Genomic DNA, 13986 nt, shown 5'->3' with positions numbered 1-13986 from the left:
CCTGGCGGCTGAACTGCGTGCCGCTGGGCTGCGGGTGGGCACGTATCTGGGGTCGTCGGGCAAGCTTGCCAAGCAGTTGAAGTGGGCCAACGAGCAGCAGGCACGGCTGGCGGTCCTGTACGGCGCGGAGGAGCAGGCCGCCGGGGAAGTGACCGTCCGCGACATGCACAGCGGGGAGCAGGTGCGGGTGCCGCTGGCGGAAGCGGCCCGGCACGCACGCGAAGCCCTCGGCTGACAGTCAGGACGGCCCCACTGCCAGAACGGCCCCCATCTGCCCGGGTGCCGAGGAGCCTCCACGCCGGTGCCCCTGCGCGTCCTCCTCGAAGGGCACCGACTCGCTACGGCCGCTCTCCCTCCTTGCACAACCGCCTCAGAAACTCCAGCGCTTGTCCGGCAGGCGAAACGATGGCGGTATGCCCTCCGGGGGCTGGGGCTGAGCTGTCCCAGCCCGCTGTCACAACGCAATGTGTCCGCTGCGCAGCTTCTATGACGCCATCGGGACGCGTACGCCGTGGATGACGTCCGGGCCGGTGTCGATGCCGTCCAGGGCGAGGAGGAGGGTGACGCGGCGCTGTCGTTGCAGGCGGCGTTCGGCCTTCACCTGCTCCAGCCACGCGGCGGACTGGGCGAGGACGACGTACCAGCGGACGGGGTCGCCCTCGTCCACACGGACCTCGTCATCGGCAGCGGCGGAGGAGAAGGCGACGGAGTGCGGGACCGAGCCCCGGGGCGGTTCCTCGACATGCCGTGGCTGAACCGGGAGCCCGGGGGCGACGGGGGCTGGTGTCGGCTCCGCGTGCGGGGCGCGCACGGGGGTGGGCGGGTTCCCCTCGCTCCGGCGGTGCCGCCCGTGGGCGGGCAGGAGGAGGGAGAGGAGAGCACAGATGCACGCCACGAAGGCGCGCGCGATAGGGTGGCGCACGTCAACAGGACCTCTCTGTTGGCCATGACCCCGGGGGTGTTCCCGCACCCGCCGGGGTTCTTTGTTCGGTTGTTCTTCGCAGATTAGCACGCCTTTCCTGGCGCGGTATTAGTAGTTTTATAAGACGAGAGAGGTTCCGCCCGCTGGTGTTTTCCGTGCTCGCGAACGGAGCGCCGGAGTGGTCAGCTATCGCTCGTTTCATGGAATCGCCAGATGCTCGGGGCTGGCTTTTCTCTCCGCAGGACGTGTTGTCCACGTGAATCGACCGTGAGGTGGTAGTCCCCCGGCGTCGGCCTACCGGATTTCAGCCAGCCACTGAGGAGAGAAATCCGCTCGGTCCACAGGTCAAGAGCGCCGCCGGACACGACTTCCGCAGTGTGCTCCGCCACCGGGGAGACGCGTGCCCACGAACCGGACGGCGGGTGCATCAGCCCGTACATCACCGGCCCGTCCGCGGGAACGAGGGACATGGTGACCACCTCGGGCTGACGTAGGGAAATCTCCAGCACGTGGCCGTGAACCAGTTCGCGGAGGACCCCCACTGGGCCGTCGTGATGGTCCGGAAGTCGCTCGATCACTCGCTTTCCGGTTCCCCGGGCGATCAGCTTGGTGTACTTCGATGCCTTCTCCGTGACACGCTCCGGGGTGGGGCGGGCACGCATGAACTTCGCGGCCTCGGGGAGAAACCTCCCGGACGCGCTCTGCGCTTCGTCTACGGTCAGCTTGGCTACTCCGCTGCCGATGTTGGTGACGATGACCCCGCCCGGGCGGACCTGCCGAATCCACTCGGGTGGAATACGGTCAACTCCACACGTAGCCAGAATTCCACCGTAGGGAGCGCGGTCCGGGTGTCCGGAGGTTCCGTCGCCGGTGAGGAGAGTGGGCGCATACCCGAGGGTTGCTAGTTTCTCCCGGGCGTTCGCGGTCAGGTCGGGGTCCACGTCCACGCTCACGACGTGATCGGCCCCGAAGTGGTGGCACAGCAGTGCGCAGTTATAGCCGGTGCCGGTGCCGATTTCGAGAACCGGCCCTGCGTTGGAGTCGAAAGCTTCCAGCATGCGCGCCATGAGTGAGGGAGCGCTGGAGGAACTGATCGGTGAACCTCCGCTGTCCCACCGGGTGATGAGAGAGGTGTCTGTGTAGGTGGCTTCCGGGTAATCCGCCTCTCCCTCTTCGTAGACCCGCGCTTCGATCCCGTATCCGATGGTGAAGCGAGGCACGAAAGTTTCTCGGGGTACGGAAAGAAACGCGTCGATCCAGTGGGCGGACCGCAGCGCCCCTTCTCCTGTCATGGCACGGGTCATGCGCTTGCGTGCAGCTTCGAGGGGGTTACTCATGGCTTTCCTTCCAGTACATCGGCGATCGCCTGGGTGATCGGTTGACGAAGCTCCGGGATGAAGCCGTATTGCCCGCTGGGGTTGATGTCGATCAGATGCCAGCAACTGTCATGGGTAACGAGGAAGTCCAAGGCCAGGTAGCGGAGTCCGAAGGAGCGCATGAGCGCGCGCACCCCTGCGGCCGTCGCCTCGGGAACGTCGCACGTTCGGTACGTCAGCGAGTCGTAGTCGCGTCGAAAGTCGATGCGAGAGAGCGCTGAACCGGCGTGAATCTCTGCCGCGAACAGGTGGTCATCGACTGCCGTCAGCCGTACTTCGTACTTCTTGTCGATCCAGGCTTGGAACTGGTGCGCCGTCAGGCGTACCGTATCCGTGATTTCCTCAGGGCGTACCCGCGCTGTCCACAGGGCGACCCGGCGCCCCTCGTGGACTCCGGCGGACGCCGCCCCCACTGCCTTGTAGGCGGCGATCCGGCCAGGCAGGCTGGCAACGAAGGCGCGGGCTTCCGCCGGGTCGGACGTGATGAGGGTCGAAGGAACGAGCAGTCCGCACCTGGCCGCTTCGGCAAGCGCGTGCGGGGCGAAACCGGCAAGAGCGTTCCGCCACGGGTGGTTTACCCAGGTGCAGCGCAGCGAGGAGAGAACTCCTCCGAAACCGGCCCGGGCCTCACCATCCGCCCACCTCGCCCCGTCGGCGGTCATGCGGGAGTCCAGGCGGAATCGTCCGGGCCGCCGGTAGTAGACGGCCCGGACGGTGCTCAAATCCAGGTCCCGGTATGTGCCACGCCACACCCCACGCCACGCATCCTGGCCGGGGTCAAGGCGGGCCGAGATCGTGAGCTCCTGCGGGAAATCTCCGGGGTCCAAGCGAACCACCGGTGTACCTCGCTCGTTGAGCGCGGTAATCACCATATCCGCCACCCCATCGACAGTGCGACGGGTGAGAACCAGGACGGTCATTGAGCGCTACCCTGCTTTCCTTCAGTCGTTGTCCGTGCCTTCGTTGTCGGTGAATACCTGCATGTCTTCCACCGTTTCACTGACCGTGGCGAAGGTGGACCCCATGGAGGGTGCGTGTGCGAACGGTTCGCCCTCCTCGGTGAGGGAAACCTGCCGCTCTGGGCAGAGCCGCATGTTCCACACCACGCTGTCGATCTGCGGGCGTTCGATCGGGACCGCCTTGGTGATCCCGAACGGCACCACGGGCTCAGCCTCCGAGCCGGTCCCGGTGTTGGAGGGGTACGGGAACAGCGGAGGATAGATCGTTCCGTTGGCTTCCATAAGGTGTTCCTTTCTGCTGGCTCGTTTTTTCGCTCTCCACTCCTGTCGCCGTGTGATTCTTCTTGGGACAGGGTGGAGCGTTGGCCCGTCCCCTGCGGGGGCTTGCTCTCGGGGGAGGAAGAGAACCGGTCTTCCCGGCAGGGGCGGAGTATCAGGGGGGCGCGCTTCGGGGGCTGGGGATTTTGCGGCTGGTGGAAGCTTCCACGGGGAGGGGGCGGGCGGTGAGCGAGTAGTACACGTCGGTGTCGCGGAGGCCGTAGATGCTGTCCGGCCCACCGGCGGTGATGTTGATCGGGCGGGCTGCCGCCAACAACAGCAGGTGTGTCTCCTGGCATCGGAGGTCCTGTGCCCAGGTGCGGAGGATGTGACCGGGGTTGGGGCTGTTCGGCCCGGTCCGGTGGAGGCAGGCAGCGGGCAGCGGTCCCGTTCCGGGACGCGGGTCGAGAGCGCGGGCCAGGCGCAGAGCCTGACCGCGCAGCCAGCGGACAGCGAGCCGGGGTGAGCTTGCCCGATAGCCGCCGAGGAACCAGGCGTCGCAGCCGCCGGGGCGGTCCCCGGTGGCGGGGCATCGGGCCACGGCCTCACACCAGAAACCGGCAACGGCGTTCCTCATAGCCACTCTCCGGGGACCACGCGATAGGGGGTGCTCTCCAGAAGGTGGTAGGAGAAGTGCTCCCGGTGGTGGTCGCGGTGCCGGGGAATCCACTCCGCCGCCGCGCGCCGGGCCGCTTCGGCCGACATGGCCCGGGCCTCGGGAGACTCTTCCTTCACTGCTTCGACCGTGGGGCCGGTCAGCCCGCAGACGGCACACCGTGCGGTGTACGTGCGCGGGTCGGCGTCGGGCTCCTCGTCCGCCTGCACGCGGAAACGCCGGAACCGGTAACTCTCGCGGATCACTTGCGCTTCAGCCCTTCCAGATGTGTCGTGATCGCCTTCTCCAGCTCCCTCGCCCGCCTGCTCAGCTCGTCGTGGCCGACCGGGATGAGGGGACGCCCACACTGCTCGCACACCGGCCGCTCGATCGGCTTCGGCGGCTCTGACTCCGACTCGGACTCCGGGGGCTCGGCGGAGTTCACCGGCCGGTCTCCGGCTGGAGGGTGCTGGCCCGCAGGACCTCCACGAGAGCGCGAGCCGTGGAGAGGTTCACCCGTCCCAGTTCGATCAGGGGGCGGGGCGAACGTGCCGCGCACGAGGCAGCGTCCACGCGGAGGGACGGCAGGGTGATCCCCTTCTCTGCGAGGAGGGCCTGCAAAGCACTGCGCAGAGCATCGGCCTCCGTCACCTCTTGCTGCTGATGCCTCGTCATGATCGTTCTCCTGAGCTGTACTTGGCGACTACGACTGGCTACGCGTTGTGCTCCAATCGTCACCAAGACAACGAGAAAACCCATACAATGGAGGCAGTTCAGCGCCGGTTCTGAACTCTCCCTGGAGTTCAGAACCGACAGGTGATCGCATCGAAAGAGGTCACAGCCGTGGAAGAGACCACCCTCCCGGAAGACTTCAGTCAGCCACTCGACCCCCTCGCGCAGTTCGGCGCGGATGTGAGACGGGTGCGGCTGGGCCGCAAGCTCACACAGAAGCAACTGAGCCGGGCCACCGGCTACTCGGAGTCCTACATCAGCCAGGTCGAGACCGGGCAGCTCATGCCGAGCGAGAAGTTCGCCGAGGGCTGCGACCGAGCGTTCGGGACGAACGGCCTGTTCGTCGGGATGCTGAAGCGGATGGAGGAGGGGTATCCGTCGTGGTTCGTGCCCTACCTCAACCTGGAGCGCCGAGCGTCACGGATACTGGACTACTCCGCCAGCCTGGTCATGGGTGCCCTCCAGACCGAGGACTACGCCCGCGCGGTGTACCGCGCCGCGCACCCCCGCGAGGACGCGGCGTGGATCGAGAACCAAGTGTCAACCCGGCTTCAGCGTCGCGCCATCTTCGAGCGCGATACTCCTCCCGAGCTGTGGGTCATCCTGCACGAAGGATGCCTGCGGACCGAGGTGGGCGGGGCCGCTGTGATGGCCGACCAGCTCCAGCACTTGCTGACGGCTGCCGCTTCGCCGCAGATCGATCTGCAAGTGCTGCCGTTCTCTGCCGGTGTGGCAGCCGAGCACGTGATGCCCTACACGCTGCTCATGTTCCAAGACAGGAAGGCCGCCCTCTACTCGGACGGTCCGGGCGGAGGCAGGTTGCTCGATGACGAGCGGACGGTCACCTGGGGCGTCGATAACTATGATCGCCTCCGGGCCAACGCACTGTCCCTGGACGCGTCGCGTCGGTTCATCGAATCCCTCTCGAAGGAGCTTCAAAGATGAGCAGTGAGCTGAACTACACCGAGGCCGTGTGGGCCAAGTCCTCCTACAGCCAGGGCGATGGCGGCCAGTGCGTGGAGTTCTCCCGTAGTTTCGTGCGGTCGGGGCTGGTTCCGGTGCGGGACAGCAAGGCTCCGGCGGGGCCGGTGCTGGGCTTCGGCACCCAGGAGTGGGAAGGCTTCGTGTCCGCACTCCGGCGCGGGGACCTGGCTGGCTGAGGCTGGTCCCGGCAGGCGCATCACACTTGTGAGGCCCCGGCGTACTCCGTTGCGGAGACGTCCGGGGCCTCGGTGCGTGGGGTGGGGCGGGCTTCCTCGCCCGAGGGGACCGGACGCGGTGGCCGGGTGAGGGACCCGCGCCGTGTTTCGGCGGGCGGGTGGGCGACACGGGAATGTGTACCCCTTGGCTGATGTTCAATATTAAACTAGATTGGGATCAGCCCGAAGGAGGCACGCCATGCCTGCCATCACCGTGGAGAACCCGCTCACCCTGCCGCGCGTCGCCGTTCCCGGAGGGGAGCCGCGCAGCGTGCTGGCCGTGACCACCGCGCCGAGTGGCTTCGAGGGTGAGGGCTTCCCCGTGCGCCGCGCGTTCGCGGGGATCAACTACCGCTACCTCGACCCGTTCATCATGATGGACCAGATGGGTGAGGTGGACTACGCGCCCGGTGAGCCCAAGGGAACGCCCTGGCATCCGCACCGGGGCTTCGAGACCGTCACCTACATGATCGACGGAACGTTCGTGCACCAGGACTCCGAGGGCGGCGGCGGCACGATCCGCGACGGGGACACCCAGTGGATGACGGCCGGGTCCGGGCTGCTGCACATCGAGGAGCCGCCTCAGGAGCTGGTGCAGCGCGGTGGCCTCTTCCACGGCCTCCAGCTGTGGGTGAACCTCCCGGCCCGGGACAAGATGACCGACCCGCGCTACCAGGACATTCGCGGGGGTGAGGTCAAGCTGCTCACCACGCCGGACGGCGGCGCCCTGCTGCGCGTCATCGCCGGGGAGCTGGACGGGCACCAGGGGCCGGGGATCACGCACACACCGATCACGATGGTGCACGCCACCGTGAGCCCCGGCGCGCAGCTCACGCTGCCGTGGCGCCCGGACTGGAACGCGCTCGCCTACGTGCTGGCCGGACGCGGGAGCGTGGGCACCGAGCGGCGGCCGGTCCACGGAGGGCAGACCGCTGTCTACGGCCCGGGGGACGGCGTCACCCTGCGGGCCGACGCCGCGCAGGACGGGCACGTCCCGGCGCTGGAGGTCGTGTTGCTGGGCGGGCGCCCGATCCGGGAGCCGATGGCGCACTACGGGCCGTTCGTCATGAGCACGCACGCCGAGCTGGTGCGGGCGTTCGAGGACTTCCAGGCCGGACGCCTGGGCCGCGTGCCGGTGCGGCGGGTGTAGCCGCCCGGGGTGAGCGGTGCTGGCCCGCCCACGGCCGTGCGGTCGCGGCGGCGCGGCCGTGGGCGGGCCGCCAGTCAGGGGGCCAGGGCGTCGGCGTACAGAGCGAACAGGCGGGGGGTGTGGTCGGCTGCCCCGGGTTCCCGGAGGCGGGCGAAGCAGTCGGCCGCGAGGCGTCGGGCGCGGGCGCCGGGCCAGGGCTGGGGAAGGAGTTCGGGCGGCAGGAGGGGGTCGGGTTCCATCGCCGTGGTGAACTCGGCGGCGAGTGCGATGGCCGCCGTCAGCCGGTGGACGTTGGGGAGGCCCGGTTCCTGGTCAAGGCGCGCGAGGAGGGCTTCGGCGCGGGCGGCGAGCTGTTCGTGCCGGGCGGCGATGGCGTCCAGCGGCCACAGGGACGCGGCCAGTTCCCGGGGCGCGGTGGTGCTGCCGACGCGCAGGTCGGTGGTGGTCAGGCAGGTAAGCGTCTCCTCTACGCCGAGGTGCCGGGCGTAGGCGCGGACGAGGTCGGCGACGGGGTTCGCGGTGGCGTACAGGCCGCCGTGGACGGGGGCGGCGCCGAGGTGGCGGAGATGGTCGCGCAGGGTGTCGCGGGCGGTGCGCCGGGACTCGGGGACGGCGAAGGCGAACAGGTGCCAGCTGCCGTCCCAGGGGGCGAGGCCCGCGTCCTGCCGGTAGGCGTGGCGGACGTAGGCGGCGTCGGGGGCGAGAGAGCCGGTGACGTCGGCGAGGGCGCGCAGGGTGGCTTTGCGGCCCCGGCCTTCCTGGGTGAACCGGCCTTCGGCGACGAGCCGTTTGACGCACAGCCGCACTTGCTGGTCGGTCATGCCCAGCACACCGGCAACGGTGTAGAGCTGACCGGCGTCCACGGTGCCGTCTTCGCGGACGAGGGCGTGCACCAGCAGCCGGGTGGGGATCTCGCTGGTGCCGGACCGCGTGGTGGCCGGGGCGGCGTCGTCGGCGCTCACCGGGTGCCTCCCGGCTGGCGGGTGTCCGCGCTGGTGACCGGGCGGTGCATGGTCGTCACGGCGCCAAAACCCAGCAGGCGGCGCAGGTACGGGGTGCGCTCAGTGTGGACGGCGGTGTAGCCGTGCCGCTCGTAGAGGGCGCGGGCGCGGGGGTTGACGTCGATGACGTCGAGCCGGACGCGCTCGCAGCCGTGGTCCGCCGCGACGGCGGCGATCTCCCGCAGCAGCAGGCTGCCGATCCCCGTGCCCCGGTGGGCGGCGTCCACCGCGATGCCGTCCATGACGAGTTCGCCGGCCTGAGGGGCGCGTTCCAGCAGGGCGAGGAGAGCCAGCCGGGGCAGGCCGCGCAGCAGGCCGTAGGCCGCCAGTACGTCCGCCGCGCCGCCGCCGGTCAGCCCGCGACCGCCGAGCTGGTATCCGGCCACGCCCACCACCGCGCCACCGGCGTGCGCGGTGACGCCCCGGTCGTGCTGGAGGTGGGTCGCGAGGAACGCGCGGCCCACGTCGGGAGGACCGAGCGCGGGGGCGAGCTTGCGGCCGAACGCCTCCCAGTACAGGGCCGCCACCTGAGCCTCGCAGCCCTCGGGTACGCCTGCGCGCACCACCGGTCCGCCGCTGGCCGCCACGGACGCCTCGCCGTCTGCCGTTTCCACACCGCTCCCCGAATTCGCTGGCTGCCTTGCCCGATCGAGTGTAATACGTTCATCATCAAAACGATCGTTGAGTAGATGATAGGACAAGGCATGGACGTGCGGTGGCGGACGACGGGGCGGCGCGGACGGCGGTGGGTGGTGTGGGTGGTGTGGCCGCTGGTGACGGTGGTGCTGCTCTCCGGCTCGCTCGCCGGGGTGGTGGCGTGGCAGCACAGCTACGCGCTGCGCGAGGAGACGGTGACCCTGCACCACGACGGCAAGCGGCTGGAGGGGGTGCTGGCCACGCCCGAGTCGGGTGACGGCCCGTTCGGCCTGGTCGTCTTCGTGCACGGCGACGGACCGGTGGACGCCACCCACGCGTCGTTCTACCGCCCGCTGTGGGAGTCCTTCGCCCGCGCTGGCTACGCCTCGCTGTCGTTCAGCAAACCCGGCGTCGGCGGTTCCGAGGGCGACTGGCTGGAGCAGAGCATGGCGGACCGGGCGCGCGAGACCCTGGCCGCGGTGGCCTGGGGGCGGGAGCGCCCGGAGATCGACGGCCGCCGGGTCGGGCTGTGGGGGGCGAGCCAGGCCGGGTGGGTCCTGCCCAAGGTGGCCGCGCAAGATCCCGGCCTGCGGTTCGTCATCGCCGTCTCCCCGGCCGTCAACTGGCTCCAGCAGGGCCGCTACCACCTGCTGGCCGAGCTGCGGGAGGACGGCGCCAGCGCGGAGGAGCGGGAAGCGGCACTGCGCAGGCGGCACACCACGCTGGACCTGCTGGAGCGGGGGGCCTCCTTCGCCGACTACCGCGCGGCGCTCGGTGACGCGGGTGACATGACACCGGCGCGCTGGGCGTTCGTCCGCCGGAACTACACGGCGGACGCGACCGCCGACCTGCGCGCTCTGCGCGGTACGCCCGTCCTGCTGGTCCTGGCCGGGCACGACCTGCACGTGGACGTCGAGGACACCGAGACCGTCTACCGCCGCGTCCTGCCCGCCGACACCCTGACCGTGACGCACTACCCCGACGCCACCCACGCCCTGCTCGACCAGGACACCGCCGACGCGCAGTGGCGCCTGACCCTCACCGGGCTCCTGGCGCCCCGGAAGCTGTTCGCCGACGGCTTCCTCCCGGACCAGGCCCGCTTCGTCCGCCAGCAGCACCCCGGCACCGCAGCAGCCACAGCCGCCGCAGCAGCCGCCAACGCCACAGCAGACACAGCCGCCGCAGACGCCGCAGCAGCCCCAGCCCGGTAGCGGGTGCCGCGTACGAGCGCGGCTCAGCCGCGCGTACCGGTGGCTCAGCCCCAGTCCAGGGGAGCCGCGTGCTCGTTCAGCTCGAACCAGATGGCCTTACCCTCGCCGCGCGGGTCCACGCCCCAGCTTCCGGCGAGCAGGTCCATGAGCACCAGGCCGCGCCCCGAGGAGGCCAGCTCCCCGGGGTTGCGGCGGTGCGGGAGTTCGTCGCTGCCGTCGGCGACTTCCACGCGCAGCCGCCGCCTGCCGTGGTGGCCGGTGATCTCGGCGACCATCAGCGCGTCGCCGTCGGTGTGGACCAGCACGTTCGTCAGCATCTCCGACAGCATCAGCACCGCGCCGTCCACCTGGTCGGGCACGGTCCAGTCGTAGAGCAGGTCGCGCAGCTGGCCACGGGCGTCGGCGACGCGGGAGGCGTCGGCCTGGGCGACGCTGAGCACCGCGCGGCGGCTGGCGCCGCGCGGCCGGGCCAGCTCGATGTCGCGGCTGAGCAGCAGCAGGGCGATGTCGTCCTCGCGGCGGTCGGCCAGCGGGCCGGTCCAGTGGTGGGACGCGGGACCGTGTACGGCCTGCACCAGGGCGTCGGCCAGCTCCTCCAGGTCCGCGTCCGGGTGAGCGGCGAAGACACTGCGGATGCGCGACCACCCGGTGTCCACGTCGTGGCCCCCGGTCTCGATCAGGCCGTCGGTACACATCAGCAGCGTCTCGCCGGGGCCGAGGACGAGCCGGGTGGTGGGGTAGTCGGCCTCCGGATCGACGCCGAGCGGCAGCCCGCCCGCCGTGGGGCGCACCATCAGCGTGCCGTCGGGGAGACGGATCGCCGGGTTGGGGTGTCCGGCGCGCACGATGTCCAGCGTGCCCTGTGCGGGGTCGGCCTCGATGTACAGGCAGGTGGCGAACCGGTCCTCGGCCTCCTCGTACTCCAGGGCGTCCTCGTGCGTGCCGCCCACCATCCCGGCCAGGAAGCGGGAGGCGCGCGCGAGTACCGCCTCCGGGCTGTGCCCCTCGGAGGCGTACGCGCGCAGCGCCACCCGCAGCTGCGCCATGAGCCCGGCGGCGCGCACGTCGTGGCCCTGCACGTCGCCGATGACCATCGCGGTGCGGCCCGCGTGCAGGGGGATGACGTCGTACCAGTCGCCGCCCACGTCCAGGCCGCCGCCGGTGGGCACGTAGCGGGCGGCCACCGTCATGCCCTTGATGTCCGGCTTGCGGACGGGCCGCATGGTGCGCTGCAACCCGGCCGACAGCTCGCGCTCCGACTCGTGCACGTACGCCCGGGACAGCGCCTGCGCCAGCATGCGCGCGACCGTCGTCAGCACCGAGCGCTCGTCCGGGGTGAACGACACCGGGGAGGAGAACGCGGCCATCCACGCGCCGATCGTGCGGCCGCCCGCCACCAGCGGCAGGAACGCCCAGGACTGGCGGTGGAAACGTTCCGCCAGCGGCCAGGTCGCCGGGAAGCGGCGCTGGTACTCCTGCGGGCTGCTCAGGTAGACGGCGCGGCCGTGCCGGATGACGTCGGCCGCCGGATACGGCGTCGTCAGCGGCATGTCCAGAAACGGCGTCTCGTCGGCCTCGCCGTGCCCGTGGTGGCCGATCACCGACAGGTGGTCTCCTTTGACGCCGAAGACCGCCAGCCCGTCCGGCGAGAACCCGGGCATGGACAAGGTGGACGCCACCCGCAGCACCTCGGCCGTTGAGCGGGCCTCGGCCAGCGCCCGGCCCGCGTCCAGCAAGAACGCCTCCCGCGAGCGCCGCCAGTCCCCCGTGACGGCTGAGGGCACCGGCCCCTCCTCGGGCGCCTCCACCAGCGTGCCCACCAGCACCGATCCCGTGCTCACGCCTGGCCTGCGCACCCCGCCGGGGCGCGCGTTCGCGTTCCGGTGCCGCAGCCGGGCCCGCACCCGCCAGCGGACGCCGCCGTCCTCGCCCACCACGCGCAGCCGCCCCTCGGCGATGCCGCCCTCGGCCGCCGCGAGGGTGATGATGCCGTCCAGCTCCACGAAGTCCACCGGGTGCAGCTTCGCCCGGATGACGGACGTGGAGACGGTCACCGGCTCTTCGGGCAGCCCCATCAGCCGGGCGGCTCGCGCGTCCATCGTCACCGAGCCGGCGGTGTGGTCCCAGCGCCACACCCCGGTCCCGGTGGCGTCCAGCACCTCCGCCACCTTCGGCGGGGAGGCCCCGTGGTCGGTGCGCATGTGCCCCACTTTATGGACCTTGGTGGGCTCGCGCCCGGTCAGCTGGACGCGGCCGGGTACCCTGAGGGGCGCCGGAGGGCCTGCCACGACAGCCCCGCGATCCGCACCTCAGACCCCGCGCCCGACGATCTTCGGCCCCGCGCCCGACGACGATTTTGGACATGAATGATGCATCGGTACCGGTCCCACCACTGCGGCGAGCTCCGAGCCCGGGACGTCGGCACGGACGTCCGGCTGAGCGGCTGGCTGCACAATCGTCGTGACCTGGGCGGCATCCTCTTCATCGACCTGCGGGACCACCACGGCGTGGTGCAGCTCGTCGCCCGCCCCGGCACCGCCGCCAACGAGGCGCTTGGCCGGCTGACCAAGGAGACCGTCGTCCGGGTGGACGGCACGGTCGCGGGCCGGGGCGCCGAGAACGTCAACCCCGAGCTGCCCACCGGCGAGATCGAGATCGAGGTCGGGGAGGTGGAGGTGCTCGGGGCCGCCGAGCAGATCCCCTTCACCATCAACGCCGACGACGGCGTGGGCGAGGAGCGCCGCCTGGAGTACCGCTTCCTGGACCTGCGGCGCGAGCGCATGCACCGCAACATCATGCTGCGCACCGCCGTGATCTCCGCGATCCGGCAGAAGATGACGGCGCTGGGCTTCAACGAGATGGCCACGCCCATCCTGTCCGCGACCTCGCCCGAGGGTGCCCGCGACTTCCTCGTCCCCTCCCGCCTGCACGCGGGCAAGTTCTACGCGCTGCCGCAGGCGCCGCAGCAGTTCAAGCAGCTGCTGATGATCGCGGGCTTCGACAAGTACTTCCAGATCGCGCCCTGCTTCCGCGACGAGGACGCCCGCGCCGACCGCTCACCGGGCGAGTTCTACCAGCTCGACATGGAGATGAGCTTCGTCGAGCAGGAGGACGTCTTCACCGTCATCGAGCAGGTGATGACCGAGCTGTTCGAGGAGTTCGGCGGCGGCCGGCACGTCACCTCGCCGTTCCCGCGCATCCCGTTCCGCGAGGCCATGGCCACGTACGGCTCCGACAAGCCGGACCTGCGCGCCCGCCTGGAGCTGGTGGACGTCACCCACGTGTTCGCGGACTCCGGGTTCAAGGCGTTCGCGGGCCAGCACGTGCGCGCGCTCGCGGTGCCGGACACCGCCGACCAGCCGCGCAAGTTCTTCGACCAGATGGGTGAGTACGCCGTCGAGCAGGGCGCCAAGGGCCTGGCCTGGGTCCGCGTCGGCGACGACCACCAGCTCACCGGGCCGATCGCCAAGTTCCTCACCGAGGAGAACACCGCCGCGCTGATCACCGCGCTGGACGCCAAGCCCGGCACGGCGGTCTTCTTCGGCGCCGGGGCGTACGACGAGGTATCCAAGATCATGGGCGCGGTGCGGGTCGAGGCCGCGCGGCGCACCGGCCACTTCGACGAGGGCGTCTTCCGGTTCTGCTGGATCGTTGACTTCCCGATGTACGAGAAGGACGAGGAGACCGGCACGATCGAGTTCTCCCACAACCCGTTCTCCATGCCGCAGGGCGGCCTGGAGGCGCTGCGCACCCAGGACCCGCTGGACGTCCTCGCCTGGCAGTACGACATCGTCTGCAACGGCACCGAGCTGTCCTCCGGCGCCATCCGGAACCACGAGCCGGAGATCATGTACGAGGCGTTCGAGATCGCGGGCTACTCGCGCGAG

The 13986-nt window shown here is 70.4% G+C and carries 18 protein-coding genes (1 of these 18 only partly in view); 7 read left to right on the top strand and 11 right to left on the bottom strand.

Annotation, left to right across the window (positions count from 1 at the left end):
- Positions 1–80 carry the 3' end of a HisS family protein gene (locus tag JJV70_RS09210; protein ID WP_257573665.1) on the top strand. It extends 958 nt beyond the left edge of the window, so the window shows 80 of its 1038 coding nt (coding positions 959–1038); its start codon lies off the left edge, out of view; its stop codon occupies positions 78–80.
- Complete coding sequence (locus tag JJV70_RS22600) at positions 35–235, top strand: His/Gly/Thr/Pro-type tRNA ligase C-terminal domain-containing protein (protein ID WP_308294756.1); 201 nt, start codon at positions 35–37, stop codon at positions 233–235. The genes JJV70_RS09210 and JJV70_RS22600 overlap by 46 nt, the downstream gene beginning before the upstream one ends.
- 249 nt (positions 236–484) lie before the next feature.
- Here JJV70_RS22600 and JJV70_RS09205 read toward each other — a convergent pair whose 3' ends face one another.
- From JJV70_RS09205 to JJV70_RS09170, 8 genes are all read right to left on the bottom strand, one after another.
- Complete coding sequence (locus JJV70_RS09205; protein ID WP_308294755.1) at positions 485–922, bottom strand: hypothetical protein; 438 nt, start codon at positions 920–922, stop codon at positions 485–487.
- A gap of 182 nt (positions 923–1104) precedes the next feature.
- A complete protein-coding gene (locus JJV70_RS09200) occupies positions 1105–2259 on the bottom strand; it encodes a methyltransferase domain-containing protein (protein ID WP_219047296.1) in 1155 nt (384 codons plus the stop codon).
- Positions 2256–3218 (bottom strand): ATP-grasp ribosomal peptide maturase, encoded by a 963-nt coding sequence (tgmB, locus tag JJV70_RS09195; protein WP_219047295.1) that lies wholly within the window; start codon positions 3216–3218, stop codon positions 2256–2258. The genes JJV70_RS09200 and tgmB overlap by 4 nt, the downstream gene beginning before the upstream one ends.
- A 21-nt stretch (positions 3219–3239) precedes the next feature.
- Positions 3240–3539 (bottom strand): putative ATP-grasp-modified RiPP, encoded by a 300-nt coding sequence (tgmA, locus tag JJV70_RS09190; protein ID WP_257573664.1) that lies wholly within the window; start codon positions 3537–3539, stop codon positions 3240–3242.
- A 151-nt stretch (positions 3540–3690) separates the two neighbouring features.
- Positions 3691–4152 carry a hypothetical protein gene (locus JJV70_RS09185; RefSeq protein WP_219047294.1) on the bottom strand — a complete coding sequence of 154 codons (462 nt, stop codon included), beginning with the start codon at positions 4150–4152 and terminating at the stop codon, positions 3691–3693.
- The gene (locus JJV70_RS09180) at positions 4149–4436 is read right to left on the bottom strand and encodes a hypothetical protein (RefSeq protein WP_219047293.1); all 288 of its coding nucleotides are present in this window, start codon (positions 4434–4436) and stop codon (positions 4149–4151) included. Before JJV70_RS09180 ends, JJV70_RS09185 begins: the two co-directional genes overlap by 4 nt.
- The gene (locus tag JJV70_RS09175) at positions 4433–4615 is read right to left on the bottom strand and encodes a hypothetical protein (protein ID WP_219047292.1); all 183 of its coding nucleotides are present in this window, start codon (positions 4613–4615) and stop codon (positions 4433–4435) included. The genes JJV70_RS09180 and JJV70_RS09175 overlap by 4 nt, the downstream gene beginning before the upstream one ends.
- The gene (locus tag JJV70_RS09170) at positions 4612–4845 is read right to left on the bottom strand and encodes a hypothetical protein (RefSeq protein ID WP_219047291.1); all 234 of its coding nucleotides are present in this window, start codon (positions 4843–4845) and stop codon (positions 4612–4614) included. Before JJV70_RS09170 ends, JJV70_RS09175 begins: the two co-directional genes overlap by 4 nt.
- Positions 4846–5013: 168 nt before the next feature.
- Here JJV70_RS09170 and JJV70_RS09165 point away from each other — a divergent pair, with 168 nt between their 5' ends.
- The 3 genes from JJV70_RS09165 to JJV70_RS09155 all read left to right on the top strand — a co-directional run bounded on the left by JJV70_RS09165 (position 5014) and on the right by JJV70_RS09155 (position 7251).
- The gene (locus tag JJV70_RS09165) at positions 5014–5847 is read left to right on the top strand and encodes a helix-turn-helix transcriptional regulator (RefSeq protein ID WP_219047290.1); all 834 of its coding nucleotides are present in this window, start codon (positions 5014–5016) and stop codon (positions 5845–5847) included.
- Entirely contained in the window at positions 5844–6062 is a 219-nt protein-coding gene (locus tag JJV70_RS09160; protein ID WP_219047289.1) for a DUF397 domain-containing protein, read from the top strand. The genes JJV70_RS09165 and JJV70_RS09160 overlap by 4 nt, the downstream gene beginning before the upstream one ends.
- A gap of 238 nt (positions 6063–6300) precedes the next feature.
- Positions 6301–7251 (top strand): pirin family protein, encoded by a 951-nt coding sequence (locus tag JJV70_RS09155; RefSeq protein ID WP_219047288.1) that lies wholly within the window; start codon positions 6301–6303, stop codon positions 7249–7251.
- A 74-nt stretch (positions 7252–7325) separates the two neighbouring features.
- Here the strand turns inward: JJV70_RS09155 and JJV70_RS09150 are convergent, their stop codons facing one another.
- Entirely contained in the window at positions 7326–8213 is an 888-nt protein-coding gene (locus tag JJV70_RS09150; RefSeq protein ID WP_308294754.1) for a PaaX family transcriptional regulator C-terminal domain-containing protein, read from the bottom strand.
- On the bottom strand, positions 8210–8866 hold the full coding sequence (locus JJV70_RS09145; protein WP_308294753.1) for a GNAT family N-acetyltransferase: 657 nt from the start codon (positions 8864–8866) through the stop codon (positions 8210–8212). Before JJV70_RS09145 ends, JJV70_RS09150 begins: the two co-directional genes overlap by 4 nt.
- Positions 8867–8956: 90 nt before the next feature.
- Here JJV70_RS09145 and JJV70_RS09140 point away from each other — a divergent pair, with 90 nt between their 5' ends.
- Positions 8957–10099, top strand: coding sequence for a S9 family peptidase (locus JJV70_RS09140; protein WP_219047287.1), 1143 nt, complete (start codon positions 8957–8959; stop codon positions 10097–10099).
- Positions 10100–10143: 44 nt separating this feature from the next.
- Here JJV70_RS09140 and JJV70_RS09135 read toward each other — a convergent pair whose 3' ends face one another.
- Positions 10144–12300 (bottom strand): SpoIIE family protein phosphatase, encoded by a 2157-nt coding sequence (locus JJV70_RS09135; protein ID WP_219047286.1) that lies wholly within the window; start codon positions 12298–12300, stop codon positions 10144–10146.
- 168 nt (positions 12301–12468) lie between these two features.
- On the opposite strand from JJV70_RS09135, the gene aspS reads away from it, so the two are divergent.
- Positions 12469–13986 (top strand): aspartate--tRNA ligase (gene aspS, locus JJV70_RS09130; RefSeq protein ID WP_219047398.1); only part of this gene is annotated, 1518 nt, incomplete at its 3' end.

The organism is Streptomyces sp. JJ66 (assembly GCF_019303495.1).
GTDB lineage: Bacteria > Actinomycetota > Actinomycetes > Streptomycetales > Streptomycetaceae > Streptomyces.
This window is presented reverse-complemented; position numbering and strand designations above follow the sequence as displayed.